We start from the raw sequence: 13,773 nt of genomic DNA on the forward strand, positions 1-13,773 counted from the left end.
GCGTTTCCGACCTGCTTCTCGCGCAGCGATCGTTTCGATCTCGATTATTCATTTTTCGGCGCTGCGCCGCTTCGATAGAGTCGACGTATCGGCCTTTACAAAGCGCTTTCGCACATCGTCATCGAAGGATTCGCCATGCCAGCCCGTGCATTTTCCACTCCGTTTTCCGAACGCTTCGGCCTGCGCCTGCCGCTCGTGCAGGCGCCGATGGTCGGCGCGACCACGGCCGCGATGGTCGCGGCCGCATCCAATGCCGGCGCGCTCGGCAGTCTCGGCGCCGGCGCGTTCGAGCCGGATCGTCTCGCGACCGAAGTCGCCGCGATTCGCGCGGCGACCGCGCGTCCGTTCGCCGTGAACCTGTTCGCGTTGCACGAGGCCGCGCCCGACGCGGCGACCGTCGCACGCTCGCTCGCCGCGATCGATCCGTTGAACGCGACGCTCGGGCTGCCGCCGGGCACCGCGCCCGCGCGCTACGCGCCCGACTTCCGCGCGCAATTCGACGCGCTCGTCGCACTGCGCGTGCCGGTCGCGAGCTTCACGTTCGGCGTGCTCGACGCGGCCGACGTCGCGCGCCTGAAGGCCGCCGGCACCTACGTGATCGGCACCGCGACGCACGTCGCCGAAGGGCGCGCGTGGCAGGCGGCCGGTGCCGACGCGCTGTCCGCGCAGGGCGCCGAAGCGGGCGGCCATCGCGGGACCTTCATCGGCTCGGCCGACGATGCGCTGATCGGCACGCTCGCGCTGGTGCCGCAGCTCGTCGATGCGACCGGCCTGCCCGTGCTCGCCGCGGGCGGCATCATGGACGGCCGCGGGATCGCCGCCGCGCTCGCGCTCGGCGCGCAGGGCGCGCAGCTCGGCACCGCGTTCCTGACGTGTGCGGAAAGCGCGATCGCAGCGGACTGGAAAGCGCGACTGCTCGCGAGCGCCGATACGTCGACGCAGGTCACGCGCGCGATCACGGGCCGCCATGCGCGCGGATTGCGCAATACGCTGATGACGCGGCTCGGCGAACGCGTGGCCGACGTCGCGCCGTATCCGGTGCAAAACGCGCTGACCCAGCCGCTGCGCCAGGCCGCCGCGCGCGCGAACGACGGCGACTACCTGTCGCTGTGGGCCGGGCAGGGCGCGCCGCTCGCGCGACGGCGCGCCGCCGCGCTCACGACGTCGCAACTCGTCGACGCGCTCGACGCCGAATGGCGCGCGACGGCCGGCTGACCGGCTCGTATCGAAGCGAGAAAAGCGCGTGTTGTCACGCGCGTTTCATTCAATGATCCCGCGCACAAAATACCGAATCGAAATGACGCGGGAATGCTTTGAATCAACCTTTCATCCGGCCGTCCGAGATTAGCGGAAACCCTTATCCGGTGGGGCTCGCGGCGATATTCGAGCATTCATTCCAAAGCGCCCATATCGGTAGTGTTACCACTACCCCAAAAAAGTCCCACAAATTAATTTGATCACCTACACTTGCGCGCAAGTACGGGCGGGCGGCCGCTACAAGCGGCTGTTTCCCTACGTGCTTGAGGCCAAGTGCATGAACGATGCAACCGGCGAATCGTCCAGTGAATGCAAACACAGGGATGGCAGCGGGGCACCGGGCGATGGCGTTTATTGGGACCGAAACTGGAGACTTACATGAATATCAAGATGCAAAAGCTGTTGCCGATCACCGCAGCGGCGATGCTGTGCGCTGCAGCTGCAAGCAACGCGGCCGCCGATCAAGTCGTCAAGATCGGCCACGTCGCGCCCTTGACGGGCGGTATTGCACACCTGGGCAAGGACAACGAAAACGGCGCGCGTCTCGCAGTCGAGGAGATCAACGCCAAGGGTCTCACGGTCGGCGGCCAGAAGATCACGCTGCAACTCGACCCGCAGGATGACGCGGCCGACCCGCGCCAGGCCACGCAGGTTGCGCAGAAGCTCGTCGACGACAAGGTCGTCGCGGTGGTCGGCCACCTGAACTCGGGCACGTCGATCCCGGCTTCGAAGATCTACAGCGATGCGGGCATCGTGCAGATCTCGCCGTCGGCGACCAACCCGGCTTACACGCAGCAAGGCTTCAAGACCACGTATCGCGTGGTGGCGACCGATGCGCAGCAGGGCCCGGCACTCGCGAACTACGCGCACTCGAAGGGCATCAAGAGCGTCGCGGTGGTCGACGATTCGACCGCATACGGCCAGGGCCTCGCGAACGAGTTCGAGAAGAAGGCGAAGGCGCTCGGCCTGAAGGTGATGTCGCACGACGCGACGAACGACAAGGCGGTCGACTTCCGCGCGATTCTGACCAAGATCAAGGGCGAGAATCCGGACGCGATCATGTACGGCGGCATGGACGCCACCGGCGGCCCGTTCGCGAAACAGGCGAAGCAGCTCGGCCTGCGCGCGAAGATCTTCGCGGGCGACGGCGTGTGCACGGAAAAGCTGGCCGACCTGGCCGGCGACGCGACCGACAACGTCGTGTGCTCGGAAGCTGGTGCTTCGCTCGAGAAGATGGCGGGCGGCGGGGCGTTCAAGGCGAAGTACGAGAAGCGCTTCGGCCAGCCGATCCAGATCTACGCACCGTTCACGTACGACGCCGTGTACATCATCGTCGATGCGATGAAGCGTTCGAACTCGACGGATCCGGCGAAGATTCTCGCGGCGATGCCGGCGACGAACTACTCGGGCGTGATCGGCACGACGACCTTCGACTCGAAGGGCGACCTGCAGCACGGCGTGATCTCGCTGTACAACTACAAGAACGGCAAGAAGTCGCTGCTCGACGAAGTGAAGATGTAAGCTGAAAAGCGGCCGACAGAAGGGGTAAAGGCGCGCCTGCGGCAACGCAGGCGCGCTTTCTTTTTGGCGAATCTGCAGCGGGTGGCGGGCCAGCCGCGCGGTCAGATCTTCAGGTGCGCGAGCACCTTCGGCGCGACGGCCGCGACGAGCGCCGCGCACAGCGCGACGACCGACAGGCCGACGGTCAGATTCACGGCCTGCGCGACCGCGCCGATCACGACCGGACCGAACAGCAGTCCGAAATACGCGAGCCCGGCCACGTGCGCGAGCCCTTCGGCTGCGTGGATGCCTTTCACGCGCGCGGCGGCGGCGAACAACACGGGCATCATGTTCGCGAGGCCGAGGCCCATCAGCGTGAAGCCCGTCAGCACGGCGATCGGGTTCGGCAGCAGCAAAGCGCCGATCATCCCGGCGCACGCGAGCGATGCGCTCGCGAACACGAGCTGCGGCGCGCCGAAACGCGCGCGCACCGCGTCGCCCGCGAATCGCGCGACCGCCATCCCGCCGGAGAACGCGGCATAGGCCGCGCTCGCGAGCGCGGGGCTCGCCGCGACGACGTCGCGCATGTAGACCGTCGCCCAGTCGTACATCGCACCTTCGGCGATCAGCGCGATCAGCGCGATGCCGCCCAGCATCCACAGCGCGGGCGAGCGCCAGCGATTGCCGCCGCCGTGCGCGTGCTCGTGATGCGGCACGTGCGGCAGCACGGCCGGGCTCGCGACGAGCAGCACCGCCGCGCCGACGGCCGCCGCGAGCGCGAGATGCACGGCCGGCGCCATGCCGGCCGACAGCAGCGCGCCGCCGGCCGCCGCCCCCGACATCCCGCCGATGCTGAACATCCCGTGCAGCGACGACATGATCGGCTTGCCGAGCGCGATCTCGACCGCGCTCGCCTCCGCGTTCATCGCGACGTCCAGCGTCGCCATCGAGAAGCCGAACAGCGCGAGCACGACGAGCAGCATCCAGTAGTCGGGCACGACGAGGATCAGCGCCGCGCATGCGGACATCACGAGCCCGCCCGCGAGGCACGCGGTGCGCGAGCCGACGCGCGCGATCCAGCGCGCGATCGTCAGCATCGCGGCGATCGAGCCGCCCGCGACCGCGAACAGCGCGATCGACAGCAGCCCCGGGCTCAACGCGAACTTGTCGCGCACGGTCGGCACGTGCACGCCCCACGACGCGTACATCATGCCGGCGATGAAGAACAGTGCCATCGTGGCCGTGCGTGCACGCTGGCGGACCGGCAAGGCCAGCAGGCGATGCGCGTCGGGCGGCGCGGCGAAGTCGGACGAGGATCGGGAGGAGGTTTCGGACACGGAGCGCTCTTGAATGGACGATGCGCGGGCGCGTCGCGCCCGTCGGATGGGTCCGATTCTATCGAACCGCTTACGGTCTTGCCGGCGCGCTGGCCGTTCGGCCGATCACGCTTCGGCGCGCGCCGCTTGCGCGGGCCGCGTTGGCCATTCGGCGGATGCCCGGCGGGACGCCGCCGCGAGTAACATCGGTGCGCAGGCGGCGTGCCCGAAGCGTTCCAGTGCGGCGCGCCATCGCCACCGTTGCCGCCCAGGCTTTTCGACCGCAGGAGTCACCGTGAACATCGATCCCGCCCTTGCCCTGCACCTGCTGCACCGCTGCGCGCTCGGCACGCTCGCGACCCACGCGCGCGACCCGCAAGGCTTTCCTTATCCGACGGTCGTGCCGTTCGCGCCCGATGCACGTCATCGCCCGGTGATTCTCGTGAGCGGCCTTGCCGAACACACGCGCAACCTCACCGCCGATCCGCGCGCGGGATTCCTCGTCGTCGACGCGCCGGACGGCGACGTGCTGAACGCCGAGCGCGCGACGCTGCTCGGTCGCTTCGTGCCGCTCGGCGACGATCCGCATGTCGCCGCGCGCTACACGCGCTACGAGCCCGATGCCGGACGCTACCTCGCGCTCGGCGACTTCACGTTCTGGGCGCTCGACATCGAGCGGCTGCGCTACATCGGCGGATTCGGCCGGATGGGCTGGGTGGACGGCGCCGGCCTCGATGCGCTGCCGCCGCTCGGGTTCGACGACGAACGGGCGTTGTGGGATGCGTACGACTCGAGCGATGCGCGCCGCGACGGGCTCGACCTGCTCGGCGTCGATCGCCACGGCGCCGACTGGCGCTGCGACGGCCGCCGCGTGCGCACGCCCTTCGATTCGGTGCCGGGCGACGCCGGTGCGTTGCGCGAACGGTTGATTGCCTGCGCGCGGGATGTGACGTGACGCCGCGGATACGGAGATGTCTGAATAGCGCATCGCGCCGTACGATTTTCCCGAACTTGTCGTCGGATGAAAGCTTTGATTTTTCCGCATGCAGGGTAATTGCGTATATTGATAGGCCGATTACCCGATGAGTAATGTCCTAATCTCTATGCAAGCGCGTGAAAACTTGAGAAAAGGCCGCAGCCGGTCAAAATGACATGCGTAAATTACAATTGATCTCGGGATTTTCATGAATCTCGCTTCTATCAAATCTTTTTTGTGCTAATCTCTGCCTTCGAAAATCCGAGGCACAAATATTCCATGAATGGTGAGCCGGCTGCAGACCGGTGCCATTGGTCATATAGAAAGGGAAACTATGTCTTCTTACAAGGACCTGCTGGCCCAGCGGGAGAAGCTGGAGAAGCAAATCGAAGAAGCGAAGTCGCGCGAATACGCCGAAGTGCTGAATGACGTGAAGCAGAAAATTGCCGACTACGGCTTTTCGCTCGCCGAACTCGGCCTCAGCCGCGCGAAGGCAGGCAAGGTCGGTCGCCCGCGCGCAGGCGTGGCAGCCAAATACCGCGATCCGGAAACGGGCGCGACGTGGTCGGGCCGCGGCAAGCCGCCGCGCTGGATCGCCGGCAAGAACCGCGAACAGTTTGCGATTTAAACGATCGTTTAAGTCGACGTCTCAAAAAGAGCCGCGCATCCGCCAGGAGCGCGGCTTTTTGCATTCTGGAATCAGAATGTATGCGCGTTGTCATGAAAATGTCAGAAACGGGCGTGAATGAAAATGCAACCCGTTCGCATAAGCGGTTGATTTGAATGGAAAATTTCATGTTAACGGAATGCCGCGCGCACTTCGTTTGATAGAATTCCGTATCCCAACCGATATCTCGTATTTCATGTCCACGTTTTCCGACGACGCGCAAAGCGCAGATAAGCACGCGGTCGCGCGCAAGAGCACCCTCGTCAGTATTGTGCTGAATGTGGTGCTTGCGACGTTTCAGATCGTCGTCGGCGTGGTTGCGCATTCGCAGGCATTGATTGCCGATGGCATCCATTCGATTTCCGATTTGATCTCGGATTTTGTCGTGCTGGTTGCGAATCGCCATAGTGGTGCATCGCCGGATGCCGATCACAATTACGGACACAGCCGTTATGAGACCGTCGCGTCGCTGTTTCTCGGCGCGATCCTGATCGCGGTCGGCATCGGCATGCTCTGGCGCGCCGGCGATCGTCTCGTCAATCTCGAAAACATCCCGGCCGTCCATTTTTCCGCGTTGATCGTCGCGCTGACCGTGCTCGTGTCGAAAGAGGCGCTGTTCCGCTACATGCTGCGCGAGGCGCGGCGCGTGCGTTCGGCGATGCTCGTCGCGAACGCGTGGCATGCGCGCTCGGACGCCGCTTCGTCGCTCGTCGTGGCGATCGGCATCGTCGGCAGTCTCGCCGGCGTGCGGCTGCTCGACCCGATCGCCGCGGCGATCGTCGGTTTCATGGTCGCGCGCATGGGCTGGACGTTCGGCTACGACGCGCTTCAGGACCTGTCGGATCGCGCACTCGACACCGCCGACACGGCCGAGATCCGCGCGCTGCTCGAGGCGACGCCGGGCGTGCGCGACGTGCACGACCTGCGCACGCGCAAGATGGGCGATGCGGCGCTCGTCGATGCGCACATCCTCGTCGATCCGATGATCTCCGTCTCCGAAGGCCATTACATCGCGGAAACCGCGCGTGCGCGCGTGCTGCGCGACCCGCGCGTGCTCGACGCGCTGATCCACGTCGACCCGGAGAACGACACGGCGCGCCGTCCGGCGCTCGCGCTGCCGCCGCGTGCCGAGATCACGGCGCGGCTCGAGGCCGCGCTCGCGCAACGCGGGCTGCATCCGGCCGCGATCAATCTGCACTACTTGAGTACGGGGCTCGAGATCGACGTGACGCTGGATGCCGGCGCGGGCGATACCGACGCGGCGCTGGCCGGCCGGCTCGACGTCGACGCGTTGAAGCGGCAGTTCGGCGCGCGCCGGATCGGCTTCACGCGCGGGCTGCCCGCGCAGGCCTGAGCGGCACGGGCGACCGCGGGCCGCGCGTTACAGCGGCAGTTGCGTGTCGAACTTGATTTCGCGCAGCACGACGCTCGTGCGCACCTGCGACACGGCCGGGATCTTGAAGATCCGTTCGTGCAGGAAGACGTCGTAGGCCTTGATGTCGGGGGCAACGATCTTGAGGATGTAATCGGCCTCGCCCGTCGTGCTGTAGCACTCGGTGACTTCCGGGCAGGTCGCGATCTCGCGCTCGAACTGCTCGACGCCGCCTTCGTTGTGACGCGTCAGGTGCACGTGCGCGAGCGCGCACACGTGCAGGCCGAGCTTCTCGCGATCGAGCAGCGCGGTGTAGCGCTGGATCACGCCGGACTGTTCCATGTCCTTGATGCGGCGCCAGCACGGCGTGCTCGACAGGCCGACCTGGTCGGAGATTTCCTGCACGGAACGGCGCGCGTCGAGCTGCAACAGGCGAAGGATTTTTTGCGAAAAGGAATCGAGCGTCACCTGCGCCTCCATGCGGCAGCTACAACACGCTGAATGTTAGAGGGCCGGGAAAGGAAAGGCAATCTGGCGGCGCGTCGCTGAGCGAGATTCGCTAATTTGCACGCGGATCCGTGGGATTTTGTCCCGCCCCCGCCTGCTCCGACCGATCGGTGTCGCCCACCGCGAGGCCCGCGAGCGCGGTCTGCTGGCGGCGCAGGTCGGCGAGCATGTTGCAGAACAGCGCGCCTTGCTCGATCGCGTCGTCGAGCGCGACGTGCGTGTGCGGATGATCGTCGAACCAGTGCTTCGGAAAGCGCGGCTTGATCGCCTTGCGGTACGGCAGGCCCGTCATCGCGAACGCGAGCGTCTTGATGTCGAGCGCCGACCACGAGAACGGGCAGCGTCCGGCGAAGCGCATCATGTACCAGAACATGAACGTGAAATCGAAGCCGGCCGGCATCGCGACGAACACCGGCTTGCCGGGCAGCGCCTCGACCCACTCGACGTACGCGACGAGCGCGGCCTCGGGCGCCTGCAGGTCGCGCCGGCACGCGGCCCACGCTTCCGGTTCCGTCTTCCACCACGCTTCCTGCACCGGATGGGCCTGCGCGCCGGGCAGCGTCTCGAGGTTCGCCGAGAACGTCGCGATCAGCTGCTTGTCCTCGGTATAGGCGGCCGACGCGAAGCTCAGCATCGAGTGCGGGCCGGGAATCGGGCCGTCGGCCTCGACGTCGGTGCTGACGTAGATTTCGGGGATGGCGGTCTGGTTCATCCGAACACCTTGTCGGACACGAACGGATTCGTGCGGCGCTCGTCGCCGAAGGTCGAGACCGGGCCGTGGCCCGGCACGAACGTCACGTCGTCGCCGAGCGGCCACAGCTTCTCCTTGATCGAACGCACGAGGTCAGCGTGGTTGCCGCGCGGGAAATCGGTGCGGCCGATCGAGCCGGCGAACAACACGTCGCCGACGATCGCGACACGATGCGCGCGGCTGAAGAACACGACGTGGCCGGGCGTGTGGCCGGGGCAGTGATAGACCTCGAGCGTCTCGTCGCCGAACTGCACGGTGTCGCCGTCGTTCAGCCACTGGTCCGGCTCGAACGCCTCGGCGGCCGGGAAGCCGAAGCGCTGGCTCTGCATCGGCAGTTGCTCGATCCAGAAGCGCTCGTCTTCCTGCGGTCCCACGATCGGCACGCCGTAGTGCGTCGCGAGCGCTTTCGCGCCCGCGCAGTGATCGACGTGGCCGTGCGTGAGCAGCACCTTCTCGACCTGCACGTTCTGCCGCGCGATCTCCTGTTCGATCCGTTCGATGTCGCCGCCCGGATCGACGACGGCGGCGCGGCCGGTCTTTTCGCAGACGAGCAGCGAGCAGTTCTGCTGGAACGGCGTGACCGGAATGAGCGTGACTTTCATGGAGGCACCGGCGGCTAAAAGGAGCGATTGTACCGGTCGCGCGCGCTGCCCGCCGCCTTTGCGGCGCGGCGTCGGACGCGCTGCTCAGGGCAATCCCGGAGCATTCCGATTGTTACAGCCATAGTGAGAATCAATGGTCCGGACGGGGCGCTTTTCGAGCCGGGGTTTTGGTTTATGTATAATGCCGCCCATTGCGCGTGAATTTCACGCAATTCGCTGGTGTTTCGGCCCCGTTAAAAAAGGGGTGTCGGATCACCGTCAAGCATCGACCGCCGGGGAGTCCGGCGGTGTATCCAGCACCGAGCATTCGGTGCTCACGTCTTGTCCGGCCGGGTGCTGCGCGCCCGTTCTGCGGCCCTGCTGCCGCGCCGCCGGATGAGGCCTGTGCCGCCGTTCCTGTGCGTTGGCAGTACGCAGCGCGCGCGAACGTGAAGCCATGTTCGATGGCGGCATGTGGGGTCTGGTCAGGCTGCCGGGGACAGGTTGCGCCAGACGTGAAAACTAATCAGGACGGTTGCGGCAGAGACGAAAGCCGCGCCCATGCTAGCCGCCTGCTCGCGTAGCCGAGCGGGGCGTGCACGCATTTGCCGTCCGGGCCGCGTATCTGCGTTGTTGAGCAGCGTTGTATCGGTGCGGCCCGAACCAGAAGGCGACACGTCGATGAACTTTCGTTTTCCGACTCGATTCGGGACCATTGCATTATTTTTTGCGCTGACGGGCTGTGCGGTGCCACCCAGCCAGACCACCGGCAGCGCCAACCAGAAGAACGCGGTCAGCAAGACGGCCGCTGCCGCGAAAGCGGATGACGACAAGCAGCAACTGAATTTCGATTCCGCGCTGGCATCGATGCCGGCTGCCGACAGCAAGGACGCGAAGAAGTCGTCGCTGGCGGACGCCGAGCCGATCGACGGCAAGGACGTGTCCGACTTCCGCCAGACGGGCCGGGCATCGTGGTATGGCCGGGATTTCCACGGCCGCCGCACCGCGAACGGCGAGCGTTTCAACATGAACGCGCTGACCGCCGCGCACCGCACGCTGCCGCTGTCGTCGTACATCAAGGTGACGAATCCGTCGAGCGGCAAGTGGGTCGTCGTGAAGGTCAACGATCGCGGGCCGTACAAGCGTGGCCGCGTGCTCGACCTGTCGTACGCCGCCGCCAAGATGATCGGCCTCGTGCATGCCGGCACGGGCCGTGTGAAGATCGAAGGGCTGTCGCCGCAGGAAGCGCGCGAGGCGCGCGACGAAATGTTCGCGTCGCTGTCGTCGAAGTAACGCGGCGGTTCGTCCGCTCATGCAAAAGGGCTGCCCTCGGGCAGCCCTTTTTCGTTTCCGCGTGCCGGGCGGCGGATGCCGCCCGCGCTCGCGCGTCAGCTTTCCTTCAGCGCCAGGGCGCGCGCATACAGCGTGTTGCGCGATGCGCCCGTCAGCGCGGCCGCGAGCTTCGCCGCGCTCTTCACCGGCACTTCTTCCAGCAGCAGCTTGAGCAGCGCGTCGTGCGCGGTGTCGTCGGCTTCGCCGACGTCGGCCGGCGCGCCTTCGACGACCAGGACGAACTCGCCGCGCTGGCGGTTCGTATCGCCGGCGAGCCAGCTCTGTCCTTCGGCCAGGGTGCCCTGGAACAACTGCTCGTGTAGCTTGGTGAGCTCGCGTGCGATCAGCAGCCGGCGCGCCGGACCGAACGCGTCGGCGAGGGCGGCGACGGTGTCCGCGATCCGGTGCGGCGCTTCGTAGAACACCAGCGCGTACGGGTGCCGCACGAGCGCCTGCAGCGCGCTCGCACGCTGCTTCGGCTTCGGCGGCAGGAAGCCCGCGAACGTGAACGCGCCGGCCCAGTCGCCGGCCACGCTCAGCGCGGTCACGGCCGCGCTCGCGCCCGGCAGCGGAATCACCGGGAAGCCGGCCGCGCGCACGGCGTCGACGAGCCGGGCGCCGGGGTCAGAAATGCCGGGCGTGCCGGCGTCCGACACGTACGCGACGCGTTCGCCGGCGCGCAGCAGCTCGATCACGCGCAGCGCGGCTTCGCGCTCGTTGTGCTCGTGCACGGCGACGAGCGGTTTCGAGATGCCGTAGCGGGCCAGCAGCTGGCCCGTGTTGCGGGTGTCTTCGGCCGCGATGCGGTCGGCGAGGCCGAGCACGTGCAGCGCGCGCAGCGTGATGTCGGCGGTGTTGCCGATCGGCGTCGCGACCACGTAGAGCGCGGCGTCCGGGTAGTGCTGCGTTTGCGCAAGTTCGAGGAGGGCAGTCATGGCAGGCAATGCGCACAATCGCGGCGCAAGCGGAACAAGGACGGCATTGTGCCACGCGGCGCCGGCCGCGCCGGGCAACGAGCGCGGTTTGCCGACCGGCGGCGGCAACTTTTCCGGCACGGCGCGATCCAGATCGATCGGCGCGACGTTCGAGCAGCGCGCGCGGCAGTTCCTGGAACGTCGCGGTCTCGCGTTCGTCGCGGCCAACGTGACGATGCGCGGCGGCGAGCTCGACCTCGTGATGCGCACGCCCGACGGCACGCTCGTGTTCGTCGAGGTGCGCGCGCGGCGCAGCGCCCGGCATGGCGGCGCGGCGGCGAGCGTCGGCTTGCGCAAGCGGCGGCGTCTGGTCGCGGCCGCGCTCCATTTCTGGGCGCGGCACGGCGCGGGTGCCGCATGCCGCTTCGACGTCGTCGCGTTCGAGGCCGGTCGGCTCGAGTGGCTGCGCGATGCATTTCGTGCCGACGATGCATAGCCGCGAGCTGTGACGAGATGTAAAGAGTTCTTGTCATACCGCCGGAGAGGGTGCCGGAGTGCGGTAAACTCGCCGCACCCATGACGTTGCGCGCTGCGTGCCATGCGCGCCCAGTTCACCAGGAATCGATGTCAGTCGAACGTATTCAGCAACATTTCCGCGACAGCGCCGCGCTTCACGCCGAAGCGGCCGATGCGCTGTCGCTGCCGATCGCAGCCGCGGTCGACGCGATGTTCGCCGCGCTGGCGAACGGCAACAAGATCGTCGCATGCGGGGATGGCCCGTCGGCCGCCGCAGCGCATTACCTCGCCGTGTCGCTCGTCGGCGGCTTCGAGCGCGAGCGTCCGGGCCTGCCCGCGATCGCGCTGGCCACCGACGCGTCGCAGGGCGGTCTCACGGGGGCAGCCGCCGCCGATCAGCTGTTCGCGCAGCAGGTGCGTGTGCTCGGGCAGACCGGCGACATCCTGCTGGTGCTCGACGCGAGCGGTGCGTCGCCGCGCGTGCTGGCCGCGATCGACGAGGCGCACGAGCGCGAGATGACCGTCGTCGCGCTGACGGGCGGCGACGGCCATGCCGTGGCCGCCGCGCTGTCCGACACCGATATTCCGATCAGCGTGCCCGCCTCGCGTGCGGCGCGCGTCCACGAAGTCCATCTGCTGACCATCCACTGCCTGTGCGACGGCATCGACGCGATGCTGCTGGGTGAGGATTGAACGAAGGAGAGCCGTCGATGAATCAAAGTCGCGTCAAACAGACGCTCGTCAGAACCACGTTGCTCGCCGCGCTGACGGCGGGCCTCGCGATGTCGCTGCAGGGCTGCGTGCTCGGCGTGCTTGGGGCGGCGGCGGGCGGCGGCGCGCTGATCGCGACCGATCGCCGCACGCTCGGCGCGCAGACCGAGGATCGCGAGATCCAGGTCAAGTCGCTCTCGCAGATCAACAACGGGCTGCCGGACCAGTCGCACGTGAACGTGACGGTGTTCAACCGTCGCGTGCTGCTGACGGGCGAAGTGCCGAACAACGCGTCGAAGCAGCGCGCCGAGGAAATCGTGCGCGGCATCAACAACGTGAACGGCATCGTCAACGAGCTGTCGGTCGAGCCGTCGTCGTCGCTGTCGTCGCGCGCGAACGACTCTTACCTCGAAGGGCGCGTGAAGTCCGAGCTGATCGCCACCAAGGGGCTGTCGGCGAACTACTACAAGGTCGTCAGCGAGCGCGGCAACGTCTATCTGATGGGGCTCGTGACGGTCGACGAAGGCAATCGCGGCGCCGATGCGGCCAGCCAGGTGCCGGGCGTCGAGAAGGTCGTGAAGGTGTTCCAGTACATCCAGCCGCAGGACGCGCAGGCGTTGCAGGCCGCGTCGCCGAGCGGGGCGTCCGGTGCGCAACCCGCCGCTGCGCCCGCGGATGCCGCGACGGTCGGTGCGGTGCCCGATGCGTCGGTCCAGTCCACGCCGCTGCAACCGCCGGCGCCGATCTCGAATTCGTCGAGCGTGCACCCGGGCAATCCGAAGGCAACGCCGCAATGAAGTCGACGCAGATGAAGTTCAGGCAATGGATGGTGCAGGGCGCCGCAGCCGCGGCGCTCGCGGCCGGTGTGCTCGGCACGGCGCAGGCGGACGTCGGCGACGGCCTCAAGGTCGCGCGCGGCAACGCGTGCATGGGCTGCCACGCAGTGGACCGCAAGCTCGTCGGTCCGTCGTTCAAGGACATCGCCGCCCGCTACAAGTCCGATCCGCAGGCCGTCGCGAAGTTGTCGAAGAAGGTGAAGGACGGCGGCTCCGGCGTCTGGGGCGCGATTCCGATGCCGGCGCATCCGCGCATGAGCGACGCGGATCTGCGCTCCGTGGTCGAATGGGTGCTGGCGGGCGCGCCGTCAAAGTGACGCGCAGGGGGTGACGGATCCCCTATTGCCAAGCGTGGAAATGCGTGTGTATGATGGTCGACTGTTGGGGCGGTAGCTCAGCTGGGAGAGCGTCGCGTTCGCAATGCGAAGGTCGGGAGTTCGATCCTCCTCCGCTCCACCAACGGAATTCGAAGGTCTCGGTCGCCATGAGACAGGAAGCATATTTTTTCCCCAAGTGCAAAGATATGCTTCCCTGACA

At 66.9% G+C, this 13,773-nt stretch carries 15 protein-coding genes and 1 tRNA gene; 11 read left to right on the top strand and 5 right to left on the bottom strand.

Annotated features, from left to right (window positions below):
• Positions 1-135: 135 nt before the first annotated feature.
• The gene (locus ACV22V_RS17055) at positions 136-1,215 is read left to right on the top strand and encodes an NAD(P)H-dependent flavin oxidoreductase (protein ID WP_448014769.1); all 1,080 of its coding nucleotides are present in this window, start codon (positions 136-138) and stop codon (positions 1,213-1,215) included.
• Positions 1,216-1,635: 420 nt separating this feature from the next.
• Positions 1,636-2,778 (top strand): branched-chain amino acid ABC transporter substrate-binding protein, encoded by a 1,143-nt coding sequence (locus ACV22V_RS17060; protein WP_059533457.1) that lies wholly within the window; start codon positions 1,636-1,638, stop codon positions 2,776-2,778.
• A 101-nt stretch (positions 2,779-2,879) separates the two neighbouring features.
• Here the strand turns inward: ACV22V_RS17060 and ACV22V_RS17065 are convergent, their stop codons facing one another.
• Positions 2,880-4,094, bottom strand: a complete 1,215-nt coding sequence (locus tag ACV22V_RS17065) for an MFS transporter (protein WP_448014771.1) — start codon at positions 4,092-4,094, stop codon at positions 2,880-2,882.
• A gap of 274 nt (positions 4,095-4,368) precedes the next feature.
• On the opposite strand from ACV22V_RS17065, the gene ACV22V_RS17070 reads away from it, so the two are divergent.
• The 3 genes from ACV22V_RS17070 to ACV22V_RS17080 all read left to right on the top strand — a co-directional run bounded on the left by ACV22V_RS17070 (position 4,369) and on the right by ACV22V_RS17080 (position 7,070).
• The gene (locus ACV22V_RS17070; RefSeq protein WP_059691544.1) at positions 4,369-5,028 is read left to right on the top strand and encodes a HugZ family pyridoxamine 5'-phosphate oxidase; all 660 of its coding nucleotides are present in this window, start codon (positions 4,369-4,371) and stop codon (positions 5,026-5,028) included.
• A 355-nt stretch (positions 5,029-5,383) separates the two neighbouring features.
• Entirely contained in the window at positions 5,384-5,677 is a 294-nt protein-coding gene (locus ACV22V_RS17075) for an H-NS histone family protein (protein WP_006491875.1), read from the top strand.
• Positions 5,678-5,912: 235 nt separating this feature from the next.
• Positions 5,913-7,070, top strand: coding sequence for a cation diffusion facilitator family transporter (locus tag ACV22V_RS17080; RefSeq protein WP_059533450.1), 1,158 nt, complete (start codon positions 5,913-5,915; stop codon positions 7,068-7,070).
• Positions 7,071-7,097: 27 nt separating this feature from the next.
• Here ACV22V_RS17080 and ACV22V_RS17085 read toward each other — a convergent pair whose 3' ends face one another.
• From ACV22V_RS17085 to ACV22V_RS17095, 3 genes are all read right to left on the bottom strand, one after another.
• Positions 7,098-7,568 (bottom strand): Lrp/AsnC family transcriptional regulator, encoded by a 471-nt coding sequence (locus tag ACV22V_RS17085; protein WP_006477376.1) that lies wholly within the window; start codon positions 7,566-7,568, stop codon positions 7,098-7,100.
• A 79-nt stretch (positions 7,569-7,647) separates the two neighbouring features.
• Positions 7,648-8,307, bottom strand: coding sequence for an exonuclease (locus ACV22V_RS17090; RefSeq protein WP_448014773.1), 660 nt, complete (start codon positions 8,305-8,307; stop codon positions 7,648-7,650).
• Positions 8,304-8,948 carry an MBL fold metallo-hydrolase gene (locus ACV22V_RS17095; RefSeq protein WP_059533448.1) on the bottom strand — a complete coding sequence of 215 codons (645 nt, stop codon included), beginning with the start codon at positions 8,946-8,948 and terminating at the stop codon, positions 8,304-8,306. The genes ACV22V_RS17090 and ACV22V_RS17095 overlap by 4 nt, the downstream gene beginning before the upstream one ends.
• Before the next feature lie 660 nt (positions 8,949-9,608).
• On the opposite strand from ACV22V_RS17095, the gene ACV22V_RS17100 reads away from it, so the two are divergent.
• Positions 9,609-10,220, top strand: coding sequence for a septal ring lytic transglycosylase RlpA family protein (locus ACV22V_RS17100; RefSeq protein WP_059533446.1), 612 nt, complete (start codon positions 9,609-9,611; stop codon positions 10,218-10,220).
• Positions 10,221-10,315: 95 nt separating this feature from the next.
• Here ACV22V_RS17100 and rsmI read toward each other — a convergent pair whose 3' ends face one another.
• Positions 10,316-11,194 (bottom strand): 16S rRNA (cytidine(1402)-2'-O)-methyltransferase, encoded by an 879-nt coding sequence (gene rsmI, locus ACV22V_RS17105; protein WP_448014776.1) that lies wholly within the window; start codon positions 11,192-11,194, stop codon positions 10,316-10,318.
• Positions 11,195-11,240: 46 nt separating this feature from the next.
• Here rsmI and ACV22V_RS17110 point away from each other — a divergent pair, with 46 nt between their 5' ends.
• The 5 genes from ACV22V_RS17110 (at position 11,241) to ACV22V_RS17130 (ending at position 13,695) form a co-directional block, all read left to right on the top strand.
• Positions 11,241-11,669: a YraN family protein gene (locus tag ACV22V_RS17110; RefSeq protein WP_448014809.1), complete on the top strand. Its 429-nt coding sequence runs from the start codon at positions 11,241-11,243 to the stop codon at positions 11,667-11,669.
• 128 nt (positions 11,670-11,797) lie between these two features.
• On the top strand, positions 11,798-12,382 hold the full coding sequence (locus tag ACV22V_RS17115) for an SIS domain-containing protein (protein ID WP_059691549.1): 585 nt from the start codon (positions 11,798-11,800) through the stop codon (positions 12,380-12,382).
• A gap of 17 nt (positions 12,383-12,399) precedes the next feature.
• Positions 12,400-13,197, top strand: coding sequence for a BON domain-containing protein (locus ACV22V_RS17120; protein ID WP_059533438.1), 798 nt, complete (start codon positions 12,400-12,402; stop codon positions 13,195-13,197).
• Positions 13,194-13,553: a c-type cytochrome gene (locus ACV22V_RS17125; RefSeq protein ID WP_059533436.1), complete on the top strand. Its 360-nt coding sequence runs from the start codon at positions 13,194-13,196 to the stop codon at positions 13,551-13,553. Before ACV22V_RS17120 ends, ACV22V_RS17125 begins: the two co-directional genes overlap by 4 nt.
• A gap of 66 nt (positions 13,554-13,619) precedes the next feature.
• A tRNA-Ala gene (locus tag ACV22V_RS17130) sits at positions 13,620-13,695 on the top strand.
• The last annotated feature ends 78 nt before the right edge of the window (positions 13,696-13,773 follow it).

The sequence above is a fragment of the Burkholderia sp. AW33-5 genome (assembly GCF_053427615.1).

Coding starts and splice junctions, on each gene's coding strand:
- ACV22V_RS17055 (WP_448014769.1), top strand. CDS start 136: ATGCCAGCCCGTGCATTTTCCACTCCGTTTTCCGAACGCTTCGGCCTG.
- ACV22V_RS17060 (WP_059533457.1), top strand. CDS start 1,636: ATGAATATCAAGATGCAAAAGCTGTTGCCGATCACCGCAGCGGCGATG.
- ACV22V_RS17075 (WP_006491875.1), top strand. CDS start 5,384: ATGTCTTCTTACAAGGACCTGCTGGCCCAGCGGGAGAAGCTGGAGAAG.
- ACV22V_RS17080 (WP_059533450.1), top strand. CDS start 5,913: ATGTCCACGTTTTCCGACGACGCGCAAAGCGCAGATAAGCACGCGGTC.
- ACV22V_RS17085 (WP_006477376.1), bottom strand. CDS start 7,568: ATGGAGGCGCAGGTGACGCTCGATTCCTTTTCGCAAAAAATCCTTCGC.
- ACV22V_RS17090 (WP_448014773.1), bottom strand. CDS start 8,307: ATGAACCAGACCGCCATCCCCGAAATCTACGTCAGCACCGACGTCGAG.
- ACV22V_RS17095 (WP_059533448.1), bottom strand. CDS start 8,948: ATGAAAGTCACGCTCATTCCGGTCACGCCGTTCCAGCAGAACTGCTCG.
- ACV22V_RS17100 (WP_059533446.1), top strand. CDS start 9,609: ATGAACTTTCGTTTTCCGACTCGATTCGGGACCATTGCATTATTTTTT.
- rsmI (WP_448014776.1), bottom strand. CDS start 11,194: ATGACTGCCCTCCTCGAACTTGCGCAAACGCAGCACTACCCGGACGCC.
- ACV22V_RS17115 (WP_059691549.1), top strand. CDS start 11,798: ATGTCAGTCGAACGTATTCAGCAACATTTCCGCGACAGCGCCGCGCTT.
- ACV22V_RS17120 (WP_059533438.1), top strand. CDS start 12,400: ATGAATCAAAGTCGCGTCAAACAGACGCTCGTCAGAACCACGTTGCTC.
- ACV22V_RS17125 (WP_059533436.1), top strand. CDS start 13,194: ATGAAGTCGACGCAGATGAAGTTCAGGCAATGGATGGTGCAGGGCGCC.